The following is a 22429-nucleotide window of genomic DNA, read 5'->3' on the forward strand; positions in this document are numbered from 1 at the left end:
AAAGTCTCTCTCCTTTTAGGAGTGAGAAATGGAAGTGAGGTCAAAGTGTATTGCATACAAACGAAAAGCGCTATAGTTGTAATTTACATAGATTTAGTATACTAATAGATGATCGTTCTCTTGATTTTTAGCAAAAATACTAAAGCAGTAATTAAATTTTATGAGACTGAGATCACAGGTATCTTAATTACAAATTCTGCACCTTGTCCTGGAACAGAAAAATAGCTAAGTTGTCCGTTATGTTTTTCAACTATAATCTGATAGCTTATATATAGTCCTAGTCCAGTACCTTTGCCCACAGCTTTAGTGGTGAAAAACGGATCAAATAGCTTTGAGCGAACTTGTTCATTTATCCCCAAACCATTATCAGCAATACTAACCGCTATCCAGTTTTCATCAATTACCTCAGTTTTAATTTGAATTTGAGGATTATTCTTTGGAAATTTTTGATTGTTAGTAGTTTGTGAATTGACCAGTGACCACTGACCATTGTTTGCCAACGCCTCCAGTGCATCGATCGCATTAGTAAGAATATTCATAAAAACTTGATTGAGTTGACCAGGGTAGCAAGTTACATTCGGCAGTTGACTATATTTTTTGATGACTTTTATTTCTGGATACTCATACCTAGCTTGTAGGCGATGCTCCAAAATCATTAAAGTACTATCAATTCCTTCATGGATATTAACTTGCTTAAGTTCAGCTTCATCAAGTCTGGAAAAGTTACGTAGTGATTTAACAATTTCCTGAATGCGTTCTGTTCCCACTGTCATAGACTGGAAGAGTTTAGTTATATCTTCAATCAAAAAATATAAGTCTATTTCTTCTATTTGTTTTTTGATTTCTGGAGAAATATGTGGACAAAATTGTTGATACATTTGTACCAAGTTCAGTAAATCCTGAGTGTATTTATAGGCGTGGTGAAGGTTCCCATAAATAAAACTCACGGGGTTATTAATTTCATGAGCAATACCAGCCACCATCTGACCTAAACTAGACATTTTCTCAGCTTGGATAAGCTGAGTTTGGGTAAGTTGTAGTTCGTTTAGTGTTTCTTGTAAAGCAGTTGTACGTTCCTCAACCCGAATTTCTAGCTCTTGATTCGCTTTCTTGAGCGCTTCCTCTGCCTGTTTACGTTCTTTTGCTAACTCATCAATTTTTTCATTCAGGAGAACGAAATTACTGCTGGCTAAAGCTCTATTTTCCAAGCGTAAGAGAATTAAAGCTGAAGATTCAGGAGACCAAGGTTGAATAACTGCTCCTTGACTACGACATATTAACGTTTGTCCATCATTATTTCGTAAAGTTAAGGAGCCAATAACCATTGCCCTGCTACTTGAACAAGCTTGCAAATACCTGACAATATCGTTGGTAGACTCAGTTACAAGTTCAAAAAGCATTCTTCCCCGCAGTTCCTGACGGCGTAACCCCAACATATCTGCTACTGGTTGATTGGTAGCTAACAACTGACCCTCTCCACTCACCAGGAGTAAAGGTTCTGGTAAAACTCTGGCAAGTTCAAAAAATTGTTCAGGAGTCATGAGGCTTCCAATTTCAGGGTTCGACTCTACTTTACATATCTGCACTAAGCTTGTATTCTGTGATTATTTTGGTGCTAAAGGGTTTAGACAGATTCTACTGCCCGAAAGTATTCTCGACCTTCTGCATCTTCTGCTTCTTCTGTAAGTTTTAAGTAAATAACAACTCTACATCCAGAAGCACCCTTTGCGATGCTCTCTTGCAATTCTACTTTCGCATACCCCAGATTATTAGCTGCGATCGTTCCAAAGACGTTTGAAGTCATCATGCACATGGCAGGGCGATTAAGTACTTTTTCACCAAATGGGCAGACGCGGTTGCCAAAGACAATTTTTTGATCATTCTGCTCAATGACATAAAAATCGCCCTGGATTCGTTTTTTTAAATCAATCAAGACATCAGCTACCTGCTTAGGAGAAAGGTTGGATACTGCCAGGGCAGATTTATAATCTTGGTTAATCTGCCTACCCATCCTTTCACCAACTACACTAATAAATCCAGAAGCTTCTTCTAAGCCAACTACATCCTGCAAAGTACCAGATAATTCTCTGATTAATGTACGTAAAAATATATCGCGTTCTAAAGAAAGATTAAGCGTAGCTATTGAGTGATTAAGTGCATTAGTCATAAATTTTAAGGGCACAATCTTGGAACTACAGTTCTAGAGTTCCCCAAAATGCATCTAAAATAACTGCTTAATCTCTTTCTTCAGAGAATTTAATCCTTGCTTTTGTTTCTAATGAATAGTGATGGTCATCACAAATTCTAAACCTTGTCTTTACAAAAATTCCCGATTTTGCAAAGTCTTTTTTAGCTTCCATCCCCATTATCACCCAATACGCTAGGACTAAGACTTTAACCTCCCTAACCCTCCTTTTTAAGGAGGGAATTAGAGCAAGCATTTTTAAGGGCGATTAGGGGGATATTCCGGGGCAAAGTATCATGTATTATCACTCTACGCATAAATCCGCTTGCTCTTAATCAGGATAAAAGGTTCCTGTTTTGCATCAATAAATTTTATTACTTTGAAACCGGGCTTAATTAAGAATTTTTAACTATTAATTGCCTGATGAATTTGCTGTAAAATGAGAAAATGTTCAAAGTCAATTGCAGCAAAAATAATCCCAGCTTTTGGTATATCTCCTGCAAGAGAAGTGGCACATTGCTGAAGAACTTCTTCAACTGCTGATAGAGAATCTGGATCGTTACTGTGACCCACTACTGCCTTGAACATAAATTTATCTATTATGTTTATGAACGCGACTTACTATGATTATTAAATGGGAAGCTTGATAATAAACTCTGAACCTTGTCCTACTGTTGAATTTACCTCCAGAGTTCCTCCATGTTTTTCAACAATAATTTGACGGGCAATTGATAATCCTAATCCTGTGCCTTGACCGACAAGCTTGGTGGTGAATAAATAGTCAAATATTTTTTGCTGGACATCAACCGGCATTCCCACGCCATTATCTTTAATCCGAATCAAGATACAATTTTTATCTTCAGAAAGAGTGGTCTGAATCATAATTTGATTGGGATTTGCTTCAATTTCAATGTAGGTATGTCCTACATTAGACTCCTCTAAAGCATCAATAGCATTAGCTAACAAATTCATAAATACCTGATTTAGTTGTCCGATAAAGCATTCTAATTCTGGTAATTTATTGTAATCTCTAATTACTTGAATATCAGGACGATCCTCTGATGCTTTTAAGCGGTGTTTGAGAATCATGATTGTACTATCGATGCCATCATGAATGTTACAAGAAATTTTGCGATCGCTATCTGCTCGAGAAAAGGTTCTGAGACTGGTACTAATGTCGCGAATGCGCTGAACACCCTCTTTCATTGAGGAAATTAAGTTAGGTAGATCGGCAAGCATATATTTCAAATCTATCGCTGCAATTTCCTCTTTAATTTCTGGGACTGGATTAGGATAGTGATGCTGATAGAGATCAATGAGGTTAATCATGTCTTGGAAATATACTGAAGCGTGTCCTAGATTACCATGAATGAAACCAACTGGATTATTAATTTCATGAGCAACTCCTGCTACTAATTGACCAAGGGCAGACATTTTTTCTGTCTGTACAAGCTGGAGTTGAGACTCTTGTAGGTCTTTTAATGCCCTAGACAAAGCTGCTGTCCTTTCTGCAACTCGTTTTTCTAAAGTTTTGGTGAGATTGCGTAATTGCAGATGGGTTTTAATTCTAGCTAATAATTCTTCTTCATGAAAGGGTTTAGTGATGTAATCAACTGCTCCTATATTTAGACCCTTTACCTTACTATCAGTATCAGAATTAGCCGTCATAAAAATTACGGGAATATCACAACTATCAGAACTTTGTTTCAGCCTTTTACAGGTTTCAAATCCATCTATTCCCGGCATCATTACATCTAATAATATTAAATCAGGTAGTCTAGATTCAATCCGTTTTAGTGCTCTTTCTCCATCATTTTCTGTGATAACTTCAAAGCCTACACTAGTTAATATATCAAAGACAATTTCTAAGTTTGTAGTAGTATCATCAACCACTAAAATTAAATTATCTTCTGGTTCATAAAGCATTTTGATGTCTTGCTTGTCATTCATGTATTTAAATTAATTTAACTCCTTCTTAATTATTCACTATTGCCCTGCGATCGCAGCTAAGTCACCTCTATTTTATTGGTGGACTGACTGACTTTCCTTATCGTCTGACAATCCTATAGTTCCCAAAAAGTCTGATAACAGCAACATTCTCACACTAAATTACCTACAGCTTTTCGCTGGAGCGATCGCTACAGGATGAAAATTAACTACCAATCTTCACTTTCACTAGAGTTTAACATCCTCTTTGATCAAAGCGATCGCTATGAAATTAGTCATTATTACCCTTGTTTTTTTATAAATTTTCCCGTATTACAGAACAATATTTTTAATCCGATAAGCTAACTTTTTCAACTAGTCAACAGTATTTATTATGAGTTAAGAAAATTTTATTAGGAGTTAATAGAATCAGAATTAATTTTATTAAAAATTTATAAATCCGAACAATCTCGGTTATTTTTTCCAAAGAGAATATACAACAATAGCTAAATAAGGTTGGAAATATTCATATATATTGATGCGCCGATAATAGGGGCATGAATACGATTTATACATTGTAAAAAATGTGTAAATTATAGTGAATTTTTCAATAATTCTGTTAGGAAAAATTAAAAATTGCATTGATTTTTTCCTGCAATTCATATTTATTGCTTTGATTTGAACTAATACATTCTATTTTTTATGCAGCAAGTCATTTCCCCTGTTTTATACTGTCCATTTCCATCTCAGATCAATAAGTACGTTGATGTTCTAGAAGGCCACGCCCTTGAATGGGTAACTCGCTTTAACCTCTTGGCCAATGAATCATCTTATAAGCGTTTTTGCAAATCAAAATTTTTCTTCCTAGCAGCGAGTGCCTATCCTAACTGCCAGCTTGAAGAACTGAAAATTGCCAATGATTGGTTGAGCTGGGCGTTTATTTGGGATGACCAGTGTGATTTATCAAATTTAGGAAGACAACCTGATGTTCTCAAAGATTTTCATAAGAGATTTTTGGAAATATTGAACGGTGCAGAACTCACGAGTAAGGATATACCACTTGCTTATGCCTTAAGTGATTTACGACAACGGATACTTCAAAGAGGCAGTCAAGAATGGTTTCATTACTTTGTTGATCGCTATGAAGGCTATTTCGATGGCTGTGTTCAAGAAGCAGTTAACCGGGCACAGGAAATTTCACCCGATGTTGACAGTTATATGCTTATACGTAGGTCAACTTTAGGTGGGTATGTTTTCCTTGCATTGATGGAATTGTGCAATTATTTAATAATTCCTGATTCTCTCCGAAATCATGAGGTGATGAAAGAGTTAAAATTGATGACAATTAACATTCTTGCTTGGTGTAATGATATTTTCTCCGTACATAGAGAAATGTCAAGTGGCGATGTTCATAATTTAGTCTTGATAATTCATGAGCAACAAAAAGTTTCTTTAGAACAAGCAATTATTGCAACTAGCGAAATGCACGATCAAGAAGTATATCGCTTGAAAGAGTTTGAATTATCTCTTCCATCTTTTGGAGAGAAATTAGATGTTGAACTTGCCAAATATATATCAGGACTACATAGCTGGATATCTGCCAATATGAATTGGTATTCTCACTCCGAACGCTATCAAAATATAGAAAGCTTGGAGTTAAATCAATAAATTATCACTCTATCTTTATAAGAAAAAGGATACCTAAGAGGTATCCTATTTTGCTGAAGTTCATCATAGATAAACCCCACATTATTCTGTTAAGGGTTTATCCTCGCTAATACAATTTTTCGATTTTGGTTTGGACTTAATATTCAGATGCAACTACCTAATCCTCTCAAAACCCCTTCTTTGCTACAAAAGCTTCAATGGATTACTGACCCTGTGGGCTATGTGGAAAACGCAGTTCAACAATATCCCGACATTTTTACTGGTAGGATAATTGGCTTTGGCGATACTGTAGTAATTGTGAATCATCCTCAGGCAATCCAAGAAATTTTAACGAATGATAGAAAGAAATTTCTAGCTGTTGGTGAATTCAATAGAATTACTGAACCCTGGCTAGGAAAAAATTCAGTTCTCATACTTGATGGCAGTCGTCATAAACAACAACGACAATTGATCATGCCTTCTTTTCATGGAGAGCGAATGCAAAGCTATGGCCAACAAATCTGTAATCTGACCGAAAATGTCTTTAATCAGTTACTACTAAATCAGCCTTTTTTGGCTCGTAACATAACACAAGAAATATCTCTACAGGTTATGTTACAAGTTGTATTAGGGTTGCATGAGGGAGAAAGATTTCAAAAACTTAAGCATTTACTGCCATTGCTGTTAGATCTCTCTCATTCACCTATCACTTCTAGTTTTTTCTTTCTCCCATTCTTGCAACAGGATTTAGGAGCTTGGAGTCCTTGGGGAAAATTTCTGCGTAATCGGCAGACAATCGATCAATTGCTCTACGCCGAAATTGCTGAACGTCGTCAACAGTCTAATTCAGAACGCGTCGATATCCTTTCCTTGCTGATGTTAGCTCAAGATGAAACTGGTCAATCAATGACAGATCATGAATTGCGCGATCAGTTAATAACTCTAATAGTTGGCGGTTATGAAACTACGGCATCTGTAATGGCTTGGGGATTGTACTGGATTCACAAAAAGCCTCTAGTCCGTGAAAAACTGCTCCAAGAACTGGACACTCTCGGTGATTCCCCAGACCCTATGAGCATTTATCGACTACCATATCTTACGGCTGTCTGTAATGAAATCTTGCGAATTAGCCCTGTTTTACTGTTCTGTTTCCCAAGGGTAGTACAAGAACCCGTTACACTCTTGGGACATTCTTTAGAGCCTGGAACAGTATTGGTTCCTAGTATTTATCTTACTCATCAACGTGAAGATTTATATCCCCAACCTAAGGAGTTTCAACCAGAACGTTTTCTAGAACGCCAATTTTCTCCCTATGAATTTCTGCCGTTTGGTGGTGGCGTGCGTCGTTGTCTTGGTGAGGCTTTGGCCTTATTTGAAATGAAACTAGTATTGGCAACCATCCTATCAGACTATCAGCTAGCGCTAGTTAATCAGCAACCTGAGCGACTTCAGCGTCGAGGTTTTACCCTAGCACCTGGTAGTGGAGTCAAGATGGTAATTACAGGGCGACATGTACGTCAAGAGTCTCCAGTAACTACGGAAACTGCACCTATCCTGTAATATTTACACTTTAACAGGACTTACACAAACAATAGCCGAAACCCTGATTTTTAGTAGGGGCAATTCATGAATTGCCCCTACAGCTTTCCAAGACAATGCCTCAATTCAAAAAAAATATTTTTGCCGGAATTTTAGTAAATCAACCTTTATTCAAAGTATCCCACTGTCACCTTGGTATCTCAATCAGGAACTCAGTCCTCTCTTTTGGGATGGAATTACAGGTTAACCGACCCTTATGTTTGTCTACAACAATCTGATAACTAATCGACAACCCCAATCCAGTACCACTTCCTATTGACTTAGTGGTAAAAAACGGGTCAAAGATTTTTTGCCGCACTGCTTCTGTCATCCCAGGGCCGTTATCGACAAACCGAATTCTTACAGTGTTGGAATCTGTTAGTTCAGTAACAATACGAATTTGTCCTACCCTGCGAGAAGCCGTTGGGCCGACGGGCAGTCCGCTCAAGTCAGGAAACCCTTTCGGCAGTTCCTCCTGGAAATCCCTCGACGCTCTCTGCGAGACGCTGCGCGGAGCTTGCCCCGTAGGACTAGCTAACGCTGCGCTATCGCCCTTGGCGTCTCCCCTTGGCAGAAGATCGGACTGTACTACGCGGCTGCCCTCGTCTATGTCCTTTGTTATTTGTCCTTTGTCATTTACCAATGACGGATGACAAATGACAAATGATTCTTCTAAAGCATCGATCGCATTACTTAGGATATTCATAAATACCTGATTTAACTGACCAGCATAACAATTTATTTCTGGTAAGTTTCCGTATTCTTTGATCACTTCAATCTCAAGACGATCATTTTTTTCCTTGAATCGGTGTTGTAGAATCATCAAAGTGTTGTCGATTCCTTGGTGAATATCTACAGGCTTCATTTCAGCCTCATCCAAACGAGAGAAGTTACGTAAACCTAAAATAATATTTCGGATACGCAAACTCCCAACATTCATTGAATCTAGAGTTTTTGGTAGGTCTTCTGCTAGAAAATCAAAGTCAATTTCTTCGCCTTTCTCCTCGATTAGAGGCGAAGGATGGGGATATTCCTGCCGATAAACAGTTATCAACTCCAGCAAATCTTGGACATACTCACTAGCATAAGCAATATTCCCATGAATAAAGTTGATGGGGTTATTGATTTCATGGGCTATGCCAGCCACCATTTGCCCTAAAGAAGACATTTTTTCACTTTGAATTAATTGGCTTTGGGTACGTTTTAATTCTTCTAGAGTATTTTTTAAGGATTGATTTTTAGCGTTGATCTCTTGCGTCCTTTCTTCTACCTTTTGTCCTAGCGTATGATTGTATTCTGCCAAACTTTCATTAGCTTGTGCCAAATTCTTATAGAGGAGAGCATTCTCCAGTGAGATTGCTGCTTGGGTAGTCAGGAGTTTGAGAACTTCAACTCGATCGCGTGTAAATGCTCCTGTAGTTAAACTATTTTCTAAGTAAAGAATTCCCATTAATTTGCTTTGATTAATAATAGGTATACACAACAAGCTCTTGGGTTCTTCACGAAGAATATAACGATCATTTTCTAGGAAGTTAATCGCCTTTGCATCATCAATGACAAAAATTTCTCTAGTGCGCTTAACGTAGTTAATCAAAGTAGTGGGAATGTCATTACTTGCGTTTAAAGGAATTGAAGGTAATTCTATAGATATAGAACTAAAAGTTGAACTTGAACTGATTGCAGTCAGAGTTAACTCTAAGTTATCACTTTCGCTCAAAATGAGAGCGCATTTAGAGGCTCCCGCGTTTTCCATTACAACTTCCATTAAGGTAGAAAGCAGTCGTTCTATCTCGATTTCCCCAGAGAGTGCTTGAGATGCTTTAATAAATGCTGCTAAATCTAGAGAATCAGAAACGCTTGTTTTTGAGCCAAGAACAGTCTGTTGATTACTCAGAGTTGATAGGGAGATGTTAATAATAGAAGTGCTGCTTTCAAGAGAATCACGGCTCGGTTTTTCTTGTTGGAGTATGGGCGCGAGTAATTGGGGATAGCGTTTGACTAAATCGCCCACTTTAGCTGAGGCACCCCAGCGAACATAGCTATAGTAAGCTTCAGTTAAGTATGTTTGTGCAATCTTTTGTTTGCCCCATTTTAAATAAAATCTACCGGCAAGTTCATTGGCGACACCTTCTTCATTAATGTATGCGTTGTCTTTAGCAAGAGAAATAGCGAGATCGTATGATTTCATTGCTTCGAGATATTGACTTCCAATCTGATAGCGTTCAGCCTCTACAAGATAATATTTATGTAAATAATTCATTGGGGCATGATGTGCCCAATGCTCCATTTTTTCCTGATTGGCTTGAACCCGATCGAGAATGCATTTTTGCTCAGATTCGGATACGTCAAAATATACAGCTAGACTTGCCAGAGAATCATAAAAATGGAAAACTGGAATAATTAGATGTCCTATTGCGGTATCTAAATACTTTTTCGCTAGTGTGGCATTTTCAACTGCCTGATGAAATTCTTGAAATAGATAACAGAGATGAAGTTTGCTGACATAGAGATATAGAAGTCCCAGTCCATCTTTAGTTTCCAAATGGATCGGCAGCATTTTATCTTCGTTATAAACCTCACCAATTAAAGAACACGAATTTTCTGCACACCCTAGCAGATTCAATACACTCTGCCGATAAATAGTACTCCATTGGAATACTGTTTTTTGCTTGATTTGTCTGATGGCATTATTATAATTTGCCATTTCTTGTTCTAGCTCTGAAAGTTCTGTACCGATAAAATATGAGCAGTAAGAATAAGCGTGTAGAGAATAAGCTGCATACTCTAAATCTCCTGTTTCAATACCGATAGAATAAGATTGCAACAAAGGTTTTAATATTTCCTTGCCGTGCTCCTTACAAGGTCTAACAAGTGAAAGAAAAGATCCAAGAACTTTCGCACTAATTTCTTTAATTTGTAACCTAGACAAAAGATTTACAGCTAGTTTACCAAATTCATAGCCAGACTCAATATCTCCCACTAGCGCACAGAGGATTACTCCATAATTAACATAGGCAAAGGCAGACAATGGTGCATTGCCATATTGTAGGGATAAGTTGATCTCTTTAACAATAATCAGTGGTAATAGTTCAGGAAGAGCTTGATAAGTTAAAGCATGAATACTCGATAAAATACTCATAACTGCCAGCGTTTTAGCTTCTGTCATTTCTGGTAGGTTAATCAAATCTTCAATATGCCTACCAGTCAAATTTGATGCTATTTCTGCCATTACTAGCTGAATATCAGATTGGCTTGGATGTTCAGGAAACTCTACTCCCAAAAGCTTCAAAAAGGCTAGTGCTGTATTAATTCCTTTGAGTGCTTGGTTCTGTGCCCCATAGGCTTTAATTTTTACTTCGTAAACTTTAACTTTATCTATAACAGTTTTCCCTCGTACCAACACTATCTCTGCTAATTGCTCGGTTTGCTCAAAGTCGCCGTCCAAGTATGCTGCTTCTGCGGCTGTCTCATATAAAGCTAGGATTAGCTCATATTTCGTCTCCCAACTATCATCTGTCAGCAATCTAATACCAGTAGTTAAATACTTAACCGCAGCGAGATAAGCTGTTGATGCTAAAGCTTTACGTCCAGCAATTAAATTCATTTGGGCCAGTTCATCTCGTTTAGCCTGATGGGAGATGAATTCTAGTGCAATATTGAACTGATTGACAAGCTCAAAAATCTTTTCTCCTCGTTCTGCAACTGGAATATTGCTGAAAAGCAGTAGTCCAATTTTTAAGTGAATTGGCTTTTTTTGTTCTTCGGGAATCAAAGAATATGCGGCTTGCTGTACTCGGTCATGGACAAATTTATATTTAGGTAACTGTAAATCAGAGATTGGGAATTGTGTAGATTCTATTCCATGAGCGATCAATTCTTGATTAGTATTATTTTTGGAAAAGATGTTATAATTTTCCGTCTGTGGTAAAACTAACCCATCAAGTAATGCTTGCCACAAGTCTGATGCTGTATCGACTACAGATTTTTCATTGACGATCGCCAGAGTTTTTAAGTCAAATTGATTCCCAATACAGGCAGCCATTTTCAGAACTTTTTGGGTATAAATTGGCAATTTTTCTATTTGCAGGGCGATAAATTCTACTACATCATCTGTGAGAGCTAATTCTTTGACTTTTGAAATATCATACTGCCAATAACCAACATCAAAGTTTAATGCAATTAGTCCGTCATCGTGTAAAGACTTAAGAAATTGGACGCTAAAGAAGGGGTTGCCTTTAGTTTTGGCAAATACCATCTGGGTGAGAGGAACAGCAATTAATTCAGGACAATGAAGGGTATCAGCAATTAGATGATTTAGATCACCCTGATTTAAAGGTGGTAGGGTGATCGTATTAATAGTTGCTCCTGCTTGTTCAATTTCCTGTAGTATTAAATAAAGCGGATGTGCCTTGGAAACTTCATTATCTCGGTAGGAACCAACTAACAAGAAACCCCCCTTAGTTTCATGCATCTGTTCTGTCTTTTCTGATAGAGAAGACAAGGTGCTTTCACTCATTAATAACTGAATTAGTTTTAAAGAAGCCGTATCTGCCCATTGTAAGTCGTCGATAAAGATAACTAGGGGATGTTCTTTAGTTGTGAAGATTTGGATGAATTTTTGAAACAATAAATTGAAACGATTTTGGGCAGCACTGCCAGAAATTTCTGTAATCGGAGGTTGCTTACCAATAATCTGTTCGAGTTCAGGAATTACATCAATAATTACCTGAGTTTGTGTACCCAATTGCCGCAGAATTTTGGCTTTCCATTGTTCAATTTGGGCATCAGTTTCTGAGAGCAGTTGCCCGATTAAGTCCCGAAAGGCTTGTACCAATCCTGATAAGGGAATGTCACGTTGAAACTGGTCAAATTTTCCTTTGATGAAGTAACTACGCTGCCGCACAATAGGTTTGTGAACTTCATTGACCACGGCAGTTTTGCCAATGCCAGAGAAACCTGCAACTAATATCATTTCTGTTGCCCCGTCTGTCACACGCTTAAAAGCAGCGAGTAGGGTTTCAACTTCACTTTGACGGCCGTAGAGTTTTTCGGGGATTACAAAACTGTCTGAGATGTCTCTCACACCTAGTTCAAAGGGTGCAATATTTCCTATTTCTTGCCACTGCCTTTGGCACACCTCCAAGTCATGCTTTAACCCCAAAGCACTCTGATAGCGGTCTTCGGCATTTTTTGCCATCAGCTTGCTGATAATGTCAGACAAAATTAGCGGAATATTAGAGTTTATCTGGCTGGTTCTTAACGGTTGTTTGGCAATGTGAGAGTAAACTAACTCTATTGGATCTTTGCTGGTGAAGGGCAACTGTCCGGTGAGGAGTTGAAAGAAGGTGACACCGAGAGAATAAAAATCAGTACGGTAGTCGATACCTCGATTCATCCTTCCGGTTTGTTCTGGGGAAATGTAAGCCAGAGTGCCTTCTAAGATGTTGGGATTCGTGAGAAATTGAATTTCTCTTGGCAGGAGGGTGGCAATACTAAAGTCGATGAGTTTTATTTCATCTGTGGTAGGGTTTATTAGGATGTTGGCAGGCTTGATGTCTTTGTGAATGATGCGATCGCGATGCAGTCCTTCAACGGTAGAAGCAATTTTAATTGCAATGTGGAAAAACTCATTCAGGGAAAGCCAGTTTTCCTTCTTGTCCTTATCTTCCATTCGCCAGTCTTGGAGGGAAATTCCGCCAAAATCTTCCATCACTAAAACGTAGCTGTTACGGTAGTTTTCTAAGCTATAGGTTTTGACTATGCCAGGAAGATCAAGGTTTTTGGTGATGATATATTGATTTCGGAACTGGGCGATTTCCGCAAAGGTAGGATATTCATTCCGCATCAATTTGAGAACGACTGATTTTTGGTCTTCTTCTCTAATGCCGCGATAAACTAGGGTTTTACTGCCTGAGTAGATTTGTTCAGTAATGCGATAGCCAGGAAACGAATATAATGTATCCAATACTACTAACATTGCGGACTATGCTCATAATTATTGTTTCTATGGCTTATTATTCCCATGCGAAGACTGTCCTTATCGTGAAATAGGATTTTTTTGTTTAATTTGTATTAGAAAATATAATTTTTTGCTAAATATCTGAATCTTGAACTATAGCGTTTCCTCATCTAGTTAAGTACATATAAAAACCTCACCCCCAACCCCTGTCCTTGAGGAGAGGGGAGATAAAGCACAGCTTTATTAGGGTGAGGTTAAACTGTATCTCACTAGATAATGATGATTTTTGATACTTTCCGCACTAAAAGTGATGGAGATTCTTGAAGAGTCTAAACTTGAACTTTCAATGGTGCTGGCAAAACACCCTAGACACTCAAACCAAGTATTTTTCAATGCTGGCATTGTGCTTACTTTTATTTTTACTTTCAGAGTCCACAAAATTAAAAAGTATAACTACTCCGCAACTTGCCATTATTTGCCCTTTAAGTGTTCAGCATCAAGGCTGATATATCGGTTGCCGGGATTTCTCCGTACTAAGTTGTTTCACTCTAACTGTGGTTATTCTTACTCGAATTAAAAAGATTATATCACAGCAGTTAAAACTGCCGTTCGCCTTTACTCAGGTCTAAAGACACTGAAGCTCTGTCGGCTTTTCGTGTTATTTTATGTCAACATAAGTGTTTTTGAACTAACTATTTTTACCGCCTTTTAATCGGACAACCGTTATTAGAGACGGTGTATTTTTGGCTGCGATAATAATAACTAGCACAAATACTACTTGATTTTTTGTTTAATAAAAGTCACAACCTGAGTTAGCTGTTTTTTCAAACCATCAATTTCTGCTTGCATTTTGACAATTTTCTCGTTTAACACATTAATTTCTGCGTCGGAGACTCCTCCAGTAGTAGGGGTTGTGACGCTAGGAATTGCGACGCTAGGAGTTGCGGCAGAAGGAATTGCGACGCTAGGAGTTGCGACGCTAGGAGTTGCAGCAGAAGGAATTGCGACGCTAGGAGCTACTACCGTACTATTAGCGACACTAGAGGTTGCTACTGTGCTATTTCTGACAGAAACTGCTGCTCCTACTGAGACTAGTTCTGGGCGTGGCTGTTTCGCCTTGGCCATAGCTAACTTAATCGCGCTAATTAGTTGCTTTTGATCAAAAGGCTTTCCCAGAAATTCAAAATATTCAAAGGGTTCTGTGATTTTCTCCGTCACCTCTTCCTTGCGACCAGACATGATCACTAAAGGAATTTTCCTTAACTCTGGGTGGGCTTGGACTTGCTGGAAAACTTCCCAGCCACTCATTTTAGGCAACAGGAAATCCAGCATAATCAGGCTGAGTTTTTCCTGAAGGATAAAATTTAGTCCTTCCACACCGTCTTTTGCTTCCAGTACCTCAAAATTGCCCGGAGGCAACATTTCTCGTACTTTTACCCTGACAACTGTAGTGTCATCGATAACTAAAATCTTGTTGCTTGCCACGACTGTTTGCTCTAACAGAAACTATAAGTGTAAATAGCGGCTTTGCCGATTGTCCTTGAGAATCCTCCCACTATATACAAAATTTCTAGCAATTGGGGGATAGTATATTTCGGTATAAATGACATTGTTAGAGGTGTTTTGCAAAACTTTTGCTTGCGCTCTTTTCAATTTGTGTCATTGTGATATTTAATCGACAGACCACTACATCTATATCCGCATCTTGCTTGGATGTCTATGATTTCGTCACAACAAGCCGAACTAAAGTCTGAAATTACGGCAATGCCTAGCTGGTTACGTCGCCCGATTGGTAAAGCCAGTGAAATCTCTACCGTACAACGCATTATTAAGCAGCGCCAAATTCACACGATTTGCGAAGAAGGCCGGTGTCCTAACCGGGGAGAGTGCTATGCCCAAAAAACTGCAACTTTCTTACTAATGGGGCCTACTTGCACCCGCTCTTGTGCTTTCTGTCAAGTAGATAAAGGTCATGCACCGATGCCTCTTGATTTAGAGGAACCCCAAAAGGTAGCACAGGCGGTGCAGCTTTTGGGATTGCGTTATGTGGTGCTGACTTCTGTAGCCCGTGATGACTTGCCCGATCAGGGTGCAGGGCATTTTGTGAAGACGATCGCGACTATCCGCCAGTTGAACCCAGAGACTCAAATTGAAGTGCTGACCCCAGATTTTTGGGGTGGTGCTGGTGTTGGGGAGTCAGGTCAACGCCAGCGGATAGCTACGATTGTAAAAGCCAAACCAGCTTGTTTCAATCACAATATCGAGACAGTGCAACGGTTAACTGGGCCAGTGCGCCGGGGAGCCAAGTACGATCGCTCGCTCTTGGTACTGGCTGTGGTCAAAGAAATCGATCCGACAATTCCCACCAAATCAGGTTTGATGCTGGGACACGGAGAAACACTTGATGAAGTCGTTGAAGCAATGGCTGATTTAAGGGCTGTGGGGTGCGATCGCTTGACTATCGGGCAGTATATGCGTCCAACTCTTGAACATCTGCCAGTGCAAAAATATTGGACTCCAGAGGAATTCGATCAACTCGGCATATTAGCATGGAAAATGGGATTCAACCATGTTCGTTCTGGGCCTCTGGTTCGCAGTTCCTATCATGCTGGAGAGGAGGGAGTAGGGAGTGGGGAGTAGCGAGACAAGGGAGAATATCTCCCGAATCCCCATTACCCCTTATCCCCAGAGGGGGCCCCACAATCCCCATTACCCCTTATCCCCAGAGGGGGCCCCACCTTCCCCAATCCCCAATCCCCAAGTTCACACAAATATTCTTAAAGAATTTGGGTATTTGGTACGCCAGTTTGGTATTTCTTAAAAAGTCCTGAAATTAGGAGAATCACATTATGACTGCTAAAGCTAAGAATCCCCCAGTTGCCGACAGTGGAGCTAAACCTCCCTACGCTTATCGCACAGGCTGGGCAGTGTTCTTGTTAGCTATCAATTTCCTGGTAGCAGCCTACTATTTCCACATCATTGAATAATTAGATGTGGAATGGTGCTGCTCAAATCGTTCCTTTGAATAAACCTTTGGGACGAATGAGCAGCACCAAAATCATGATCAACAGTGCTACACCTTGTTTATACTGAGAACCCAGCCAAGGAGTGCTGATTTCCTGGACGATGCCAATGATCAAAGCTGCTGCGATCGCACCGTAGGGATTGCCAATGCCACCAAGAATCACTGAGGCAAATAATGGTAATATTAAGAACCATCCCATATTTGGACGCACGGCTGTAATTAATCCATACATACTGCCGCCCAAAGACGTAAGAGTGCCGGCAATTAACCAAGTCCAGAAAATTACCCGGTCAACATTGATACCTGAAACCCTAGCTAAGTCCAGATCGTCAGCAACTGCTCGCATCGCCTTACCAATTTTGGTATTTTGTAGCAGGTAATGCAGCGCCAAAATTGCTAGCACCGCCAACCCTAATACCAATAATTGATTTTGCGGTATCTTTAAACCCAAAATATCTAAAGCTGGGGTAACAGGTAAATTATAATTTTGGTTCTTGCCACCCCAAATAAAAATAATCCCATTGCGAAGAAATAAGGCAAGTCCGATAGAAATAATAATCAGTGTCGTGGAAGTAGCGCGGATAGAGCGCATCTTTGACCACAGTAACTTTTCTGATAACAGCATTGCTCCTACTGTTCCACCCGCCGCCAGGATCATCGACAGCCAAATATTGACTCCAATAGTGTTTATCAGCCAGGTGAGATAGGCTCCTAAAGTTAGAAAGTCACCGTGAGCAAAGTTAGATAGCCGTAAAATTCCATAAGTAAGAGTGAGTCCGACTGCGGCTAGAGCAATAATGCTCCCCACCGCAATCCCATTAACGATTAGTTGGGCGAATTGTGTATCCATAAGCCTTAAGTTTCTTTAAAAGATTTTAGAGCAGTGGTTCATATAATAATTTTTTTGGACTAGCTGCTAAATTCGACATCATAAGTTATGGTTTATAACAACATAAGTTATGGTTTATAAATAAAAGAGAATTGTCCGCTAATATACATAGAATCCTTTTCGGATTTTTATGCGAAGCTAAACTTGTTCAGCGGTCTAGTTGACCATGCAGCAGTACTCAAGCTTACCAGACCAGAACCCTGAGATAGATGCAACGCCAAAACTTTTGACAACAATTCAGCAACTTCGCGCCAAGTTGTGGCTGGAGAGCAGCTTGAACCAGTTGCAAAGTCGCCTTAATGATTGCTTGCTTTCTGCTTGTAACACTGTCCCACACACAGGAACCGCAGAAGCAGAAATTCTCCAAACTGTGGTTAACGAGATTAATAGTGCTGTTCACAGCAGTAAACTGGCGCTTACAGATTGTGCCGTAGGCATTGCTCTATTTCAACCACAAGAAACTGTTGCCACCATTTGCTATGTTTCTTGTTCTCCATCCCCAAACTCACAACCTTTATTTTTAGAAGTGCTAACAGCAGAAAAAAAGCTGTTGTTGAGATTGCAAGAGGTCATACAACTTGAAGATTTACAGCAGCTTGAGAATCAACACCCACCGAGCGCTTGGCGGTTAGCTGATGATTCTGGCAATGTCATGGGCTGGCTAATTATTGCCACAGCGCCCCTAAGCTCTGATCGTGAGTCGCTCATAAAATTACAAACTCAACTCCAATCACAATTGATGGCAAGGTCTGCCAAGCACTGTACTACAGCCTTGGTACAAATTAGACACATCCTATATTGGCAGCAACAGTATCAAGAGTTAAGTAACTCTAATCAAGAATTGGAGCGCACCAATCAACTCAAAAATCAGTTTTTGGCAAATACCAGCCACGAAATTCGCACACCACTGAGTTCTATGATTGGGTTTACCCACCTGCTTTTAGCCCCAGGTTACGAACCAACTAAAGAACGCCAGCAAGAGTATTTAAATATCATTCAGTCTAGCGGCAAGCACTTGCTAGCTCTGATTAATGATATTTTGGATCTCTCTAAAATTGAAGCAAATCAGTTAGAAGTGCAGTGGGAAATAGTAGATGTGCCACTGCTGTGTAGCAATGTTTTGGCACTGGTGAAAGAGAAAGCCGCTAATAAGGGTTTGAAACTGTGCCTAGAAATTGAACCCGATATTACAACCCTAGTAGCTGACTCCTTACGACTCAAACAAATGTTGTTGAATTTACTCTTCAACGCCCTAAAGTTTACCAGTAAAGGAAGTGTTGGTTTACAGGTTGTTCCCAGAGGTGTATTTGTGCATTTTACAGTTTGGGATACTGGCACTGGCATTTCCCAAGAAGACCAGGCTCAACTGTTTGAACCCTATTTCCAAATTGCTAAGGCTGTCGCTGGTGGTGTTGAAGGTACTGGTTTGGGTTTAGCTGTGACTCTAAAACTCGCCGAAATTCACGGTGGTTCTGTGAAAGTTGAATCTGAAGTAAATTGCGGTTCTCGTTTTACCCTTGTACTTCCCTTTAAGCAAGACGCGGGAGTGGGGGAAGATGAGGGAGCAGCAGGGGGAGTAGAGAAAGCAAAGTACTCCTCATCTCCTTTGCCTTTCACCCCTAGTTCTTCTGTAGACATTTTGCTGGTAGAAAATGACTTACCCAACGCTAATTTGATGCAAATTTATCTACGTAAATTGGGATATCAGGTGACTTGGGTTAAGAATTGTGGCGAGATGTGGGAAGCTCTAACAGACTTAGACCCAGCGGTGATTTTAATGGATGTTTATCTGGCAGATGGAAATGGTCTTAACTTGGTACAGCAGCTGCGAGAAAATCGGCAATATGGAACGATTCGGATAATTGCCCAAACAGCAATGGCAATGAAAGGCGATCGCGAAATTTGTCTAGCCGCGGGAGTAGATGACTATATTTCTAAACCAATTGATTTACCACTTTTAGCCAGTCTGATAGCTAAATACAGCAAACCGCCAACAACAGGGGAAGCCGGGGAGTAGGGAATACGGTTCGGATAAGACTTGATCCCCCCAACCCCCCTTAAAAAGGGGGGGCTAAGAATAGCTCTATTTCCCCCTTTTTAAGGGGAGTCAGCGCGGTCTTCTCCCTTGGCGCTAGCCTCTCCCTTTGGGAGAAGGGGAGACGCTAAAAGCGATAGCGCAGCGTTAGCGAGTCCGCGTTCGCGCAGCGTCTCGTAGAGAGCGTCTGGGGGTTTCCCCCATGAGCGACTGGCGTGGACTAAGGGGGATCTTTAAGGACTATGCACCTTAACCGAACCGTATTGGGGGAGTAGGGAAGCACAGAGAAATGACTACAATGGAATTTGTTAGGTGCTATAGGGTTTGGGCAGGATTGGGAAATGATGCTGACAGAAAAATTTGAGCAATTAAAAGCCTTATTTCAAGAAATGGAGCAGGCGTTGATTGCCTACTCTGGGGGCGTTGATAGTACTTTGGTTGCCAAAATTGCTTATGATGCTTTGGGCGATCGCGCTTTGGCTGTCACCGCTGTTTCTCCTTCGCTATTACCAGAAGAATTGGAAGACGCCAAAATTCAAGCTGCAACTATTGGGATTCCTCATAAAATCGTCCAGACTCACGAGATGGAAAATCCCAATTACACCTCTAACCCTGTTAACCGCTGTTATTTTTGCAAAAGTGAGTTGCACGACACTCTCAAACCTTTAGCTTTAGAGTTGGGTTATCCATACGTAGTGGATGGGGTGAATGCCGATGATTTGCATGATTATCGCCCAGGAATTCAGGCAGCTAAGGAAAGAGGGGCGCGATCGCCTTTAGCAGAAGTGGGTGTCACCAAAGTTGAAGTTCGCCAACTTTCGCAACAACTCGGTTTACCTTGGTGGGATAAACCTGCCCAACCTTGCTTGAGTTCCCGGTTTCCTTACGGTGAAGAGATTACTGTCGCTAAGTTGCAACGAGTCGGCAGAGGAGAGATTTATCTACGAAAACTCGGTTGGCAGAATTTGCGCGTGCGATCGCAAGGAGATACAGCACGTATTGAATTACCACCAGAACAAATCAAAGAGTTTGTATTGACTAACGATTTACAAACATTAGTTTCGGCATTTCAAGATTTTGGATTTGTCTACGTAACCTTAGATTTAGAAGGTTATCGTAGCGGTAAGTTGAATCAGGTTTTAAATAGGGAAGCCTTGGGCGTTAAAGTATAGGATTTTAGTTGTATAAAGATAGAGTTTATTTACCTTCTAGAGAAACTAGAAAGCAACCGTTAATCCTCCAAATATTATTGGGCTGTTTTTCCATAAAATATAAAGCCGGACACAACCCTCAAGAGAACTCCATCAGGAGCAAGTAGCAGCACTGGTTGAGTTATGTTTCCCTGGATGGTTGTTATCTGCTCAAAAAAGACAGAACGAGGACGGTATACTGCTGAGTAGCTTGTCTTTACCATAAGCATAAAATTTTCTGGGTTTCCGAATTGTGTCTGAATTGCCGGACTAGCAAAGGCAAAAGCGCCTTGAGATCATCCTTTTTAAAGGCTGCCAATTGGTGTTCAATTACAGAACGTATGTTGATGGAATCGGTATCAGTAACATTCCATAAATTTAAAAATGGCGTAGGCGCAGCCCGTCGTAGACATCGCTGCAAGTGCCGGCAAAGCGATCGCTCAATTCGGGCGCTGAGTGAGCTTGTATTCTATCTGCTGTAGTGCCGATTGCCACACATCATATCCCTCTTGAGACAGGTGCAATCCATCTGTAGTCAACTCTGGGCGCAAATTGCCTTCCATATCTGTAAACCAGCTATAAATATTTAGATAACTAGCGCCTTCTTGTTTGGCAATTACGGTAAGTTGTATGTTGATCTGACGAATGCGGCTATTGGAAAGTTTTGGCAGGCGAGTAGGCAAAATTGATTCGACAATGATTTTAGCTTTTGGGTGAGTCTGTCGTAGGCGACGGATAATTCGGCGATAATTACGCAAAATTGTTTCATCACTAGCGCCTTTTCGTAAGTCGTTAATCCCAGCCATGATGTAAATCACATCCGGCCGCGTTGCCGAAAATACCCCCAATCTTTTTAAAACGCCACTAGAAGTATCTCCAGATATGCCTTGATTCAGCCACAATTTACCAGCAGGCAGTTTTTCTCTCGGAAACCACATGCTCAAAGAATCACCAACTAAAATACTTAGATGATTTGCACCTTGACCTTGAGCGATCGCTCTAGCTTCTAAAGCTAGTAAACTTTTCCAGTCGTCATAAGTTAGCTGACGTTTCTTGATCGACTCCCACAATGATTGCAAATTATCACTATCTACGCGTGTATAAATCTGACCTGTTTTCAGAGCCGCCAATCTTTGGTAGTAAAGTTGATTCCCAGATGTCAATAAGAGGCTAGTTGCTTGGGTGCTGGCGTTGACTAATGACTCTGTTGGGGCTGGTAATCCCTGACTGCTGAATTCTGGTACGCTAGAGACGTTTTTCTCACCTACTGTTGGCTGCGAACTTTTTAGGGGTTGGAACGCTTGGCCGCTGAGTTCTGGTAAGGAGAGATCAACGCTGGGGATAATTTTTGTACTGACTATTGTCTGCGAACCCTGTTTTAAATCCCACAGGAATCTAGAACTTTCTGGCAGGACAATCGACAGATGTGGAAGAGCCGATGCTGGTATTGCTAATCCTGTTAACAAGCCTGCTGCCAACAGATAAGGGTACCTCATCGCTTTCTCTCTCCTCTACTCACTGCTTTTCCTTATCACGGCATTAGTTACCTATATTCAGGAAAATTTTACTTCGGTTAAGTTATTATTCTTATTTACACTGTATAGTTCTGTAAAGCGTGTTCATGAGATTATATTTGACAATTTACGATCTCTTTAAAGTACGGTTTTCCCGGTGGTATAGAAGTCTTATTTGTGAGAATACTTCTACTGAAAGCACTGTTTTATCAGCCGACCACTTTTCATAACTCAGTTGTCACAAATATTGCAAGTGTTTGCAAACTCGGCGATTAGTGACCGATTTTTGAGGATCTCAGGACAGAGGTTTTTGCTTTTGATGTTGCTAATATGGGAAATAACCATAAGATTTTAGGTTTCCAGATTTCAGTCAATTGTTGCGATCGCATGAGAGTTTGCTAGACCGAAAGGCGATGTCTGACGACAAGCCGCAACTCTTGGAGACGCTTTGTGTAGCTTGCTTTTTTGCAGGAATACACGT

General features: G+C 40.2%; 15 protein-coding genes. 6 read left to right on the forward strand and 9 right to left on the reverse strand.

Going from position 1 to position 22429, the window contains the following annotated elements:
- Positions 1-158: 158 nt before the first annotated feature.
- The 4 genes from V7K62_RS00980 to V7K62_RS00995 form a co-directional block, all read right to left on the reverse strand.
- Positions 159-1541 carry a PAS domain-containing sensor histidine kinase gene (locus V7K62_RS00980; protein ID WP_334860803.1) on the reverse strand — a complete coding sequence of 461 codons (1383 nt, stop codon included), beginning with the start codon at positions 1539-1541 and terminating at the stop codon, positions 159-161.
- A gap of 83 nt (positions 1542-1624) precedes the next feature.
- A complete protein-coding gene (locus V7K62_RS00985) occupies positions 1625-2167 on the reverse strand; it encodes a methanogen output domain 1-containing protein (protein ID WP_334860805.1) in 543 nt (180 codons plus the stop codon).
- A gap of 423 nt (positions 2168-2590) precedes the next feature.
- Positions 2591-2773, reverse strand: a complete 183-nt coding sequence (locus V7K62_RS00990; protein ID WP_334861484.1) for a hypothetical protein — start codon at positions 2771-2773, stop codon at positions 2591-2593.
- 42 nt (positions 2774-2815) lie between these two features.
- Positions 2816-4135, reverse strand: a complete 1320-nt coding sequence (locus V7K62_RS00995) for a hybrid sensor histidine kinase/response regulator (protein ID WP_334860807.1) — start codon at positions 4133-4135, stop codon at positions 2816-2818.
- Between the two features lie 678 nt (positions 4136-4813).
- On the opposite strand from V7K62_RS00995, the gene V7K62_RS01000 reads away from it, so the two are divergent.
- Together V7K62_RS01000 and V7K62_RS01005 are read left to right on the forward strand one after the other, a co-directional pair.
- Positions 4814-5779 carry a terpene synthase family protein gene (locus V7K62_RS01000; protein ID WP_334860809.1) on the forward strand — a complete coding sequence of 322 codons (966 nt, stop codon included), beginning with the start codon at positions 4814-4816 and terminating at the stop codon, positions 5777-5779.
- Positions 5780-5926: 147 nt separating this feature from the next.
- Positions 5927-7318, forward strand: a complete 1392-nt coding sequence (locus V7K62_RS01005; RefSeq protein ID WP_334860811.1) for a cytochrome P450 — start codon at positions 5927-5929, stop codon at positions 7316-7318.
- Between the two features lie 166 nt (positions 7319-7484).
- Here the strand turns inward: V7K62_RS01005 and V7K62_RS01010 are convergent, their stop codons facing one another.
- Together V7K62_RS01010 and V7K62_RS01015 are read right to left on the reverse strand one after the other, a co-directional pair.
- Positions 7485-13313 (reverse strand): ATP-binding sensor histidine kinase, encoded by a 5829-nt coding sequence (locus V7K62_RS01010; protein ID WP_334860813.1) that lies wholly within the window; start codon positions 13311-13313, stop codon positions 7485-7487.
- Between the two features lie 756 nt (positions 13314-14069).
- Complete coding sequence (locus tag V7K62_RS01015; RefSeq protein ID WP_334860815.1) at positions 14070-14780, reverse strand: response regulator; 711 nt, start codon at positions 14778-14780, stop codon at positions 14070-14072.
- Between the two features lie 234 nt (positions 14781-15014).
- On the opposite strand from V7K62_RS01015, the gene lipA reads away from it, so the two are divergent.
- Both lipA and V7K62_RS01025 read left to right on the forward strand, forming a co-directional pair.
- A complete protein-coding gene (gene lipA / locus V7K62_RS01020; RefSeq protein WP_334861456.1) occupies positions 15015-15935 on the forward strand; it encodes a lipoyl synthase in 921 nt (306 codons plus the stop codon).
- 209 nt (positions 15936-16144) lie between these two features.
- Positions 16145-16282 (forward strand): photosystem I protein PsaX, encoded by a 138-nt coding sequence (locus V7K62_RS01025; protein WP_334860817.1) that lies wholly within the window; start codon positions 16145-16147, stop codon positions 16280-16282.
- A 21-nt stretch (positions 16283-16303) separates the two neighbouring features.
- On the opposite strand, the gene V7K62_RS01030 is transcribed toward V7K62_RS01025, so the two are convergent.
- The gene (locus tag V7K62_RS01030; protein ID WP_334860819.1) at positions 16304-17170 is read right to left on the reverse strand and encodes a branched-chain amino acid ABC transporter permease; all 867 of its coding nucleotides are present in this window, start codon (positions 17168-17170) and stop codon (positions 16304-16306) included.
- A 205-nt stretch (positions 17171-17375) separates the two neighbouring features.
- Between V7K62_RS01030 and hrmK the strand changes: the two genes are divergently transcribed.
- Positions 17376-19226: a hybrid histidine kinase/response regulator HrmK gene (hrmK, locus tag V7K62_RS01035; RefSeq protein ID WP_334860821.1), complete on the forward strand. Its 1851-nt coding sequence runs from the start codon at positions 17376-17378 to the stop codon at positions 19224-19226.
- A gap of 362 nt (positions 19227-19588) precedes the next feature.
- Positions 19589-20416, forward strand: a complete 828-nt coding sequence (larE, locus tag V7K62_RS01040; protein WP_334861458.1) for an ATP-dependent sacrificial sulfur transferase LarE — start codon at positions 19589-19591, stop codon at positions 20414-20416.
- A gap of 74 nt (positions 20417-20490) precedes the next feature.
- Here larE and V7K62_RS01045 read toward each other — a convergent pair whose 3' ends face one another.
- Positions 20491-20697 carry a DUF4864 domain-containing protein gene (locus V7K62_RS01045; RefSeq protein WP_334861460.1) on the reverse strand — a complete coding sequence of 69 codons (207 nt, stop codon included), beginning with the start codon at positions 20695-20697 and terminating at the stop codon, positions 20491-20493.
- A 177-nt stretch (positions 20698-20874) separates the two neighbouring features.
- Positions 20875-21930 (reverse strand): SGNH/GDSL hydrolase family protein, encoded by a 1056-nt coding sequence (locus V7K62_RS01050; protein WP_334860823.1) that lies wholly within the window; start codon positions 21928-21930, stop codon positions 20875-20877.
- Positions 21931-22429: the final 499 nt, after the last annotated feature.

This window comes from Nostoc sp., assembly GCF_036917935.1.
GTDB lineage: Bacteria > Cyanobacteriota > Cyanobacteriia > Cyanobacteriales > Nostocaceae > Nostoc.

Excerpts from the sequence above, each read along its gene's own strand:
- V7K62_RS00980 (WP_334860803.1), bottom strand. The coding sequence starts at position 1,541 with ATGACTCCTGAACAATTTTTTGAACTTGCCAGAGTTTTACCAGAACCT.
- V7K62_RS00985 (WP_334860805.1), bottom strand. The coding sequence starts at position 2,167 with ATGACTAATGCACTTAATCACTCAATAGCTACGCTTAATCTTTCTTTA.
- V7K62_RS00990 (WP_334861484.1), bottom strand. The coding sequence starts at position 2,773 with ATGTTCAAGGCAGTAGTGGGTCACAGTAACGATCCAGATTCTCTATCA.
- V7K62_RS00995 (WP_334860807.1), bottom strand. The coding sequence starts at position 4,135 with ATGAATGACAAGCAAGACATCAAAATGCTTTATGAACCAGAAGATAAT.
- V7K62_RS01000 (WP_334860809.1), top strand. The coding sequence starts at position 4,814 with ATGCAGCAAGTCATTTCCCCTGTTTTATACTGTCCATTTCCATCTCAG.
- V7K62_RS01005 (WP_334860811.1), top strand. The coding sequence starts at position 5,927 with ATGCAACTACCTAATCCTCTCAAAACCCCTTCTTTGCTACAAAAGCTT.
- V7K62_RS01010 (WP_334860813.1), bottom strand. The coding sequence starts at position 13,313 with ATGTTAGTAGTATTGGATACATTATATTCGTTTCCTGGCTATCGCATT.
- lipA (WP_334861456.1), top strand. The coding sequence starts at position 15,015 with ATGATTTCGTCACAACAAGCCGAACTAAAGTCTGAAATTACGGCAATG.
- V7K62_RS01025 (WP_334860817.1), top strand. The coding sequence starts at position 16,145 with ATGACTGCTAAAGCTAAGAATCCCCCAGTTGCCGACAGTGGAGCTAAA.
- V7K62_RS01030 (WP_334860819.1), bottom strand. The coding sequence starts at position 17,170 with ATGGATACACAATTCGCCCAACTAATCGTTAATGGGATTGCGGTGGGG.
- hrmK (WP_334860821.1), top strand. The coding sequence starts at position 17,376 with ATGCAGCAGTACTCAAGCTTACCAGACCAGAACCCTGAGATAGATGCA.
- larE (WP_334861458.1), top strand. The coding sequence starts at position 19,589 with ATGCTGACAGAAAAATTTGAGCAATTAAAAGCCTTATTTCAAGAAATG.
- V7K62_RS01050 (WP_334860823.1), bottom strand. The coding sequence starts at position 21,930 with ATGAGGTACCCTTATCTGTTGGCAGCAGGCTTGTTAACAGGATTAGCA.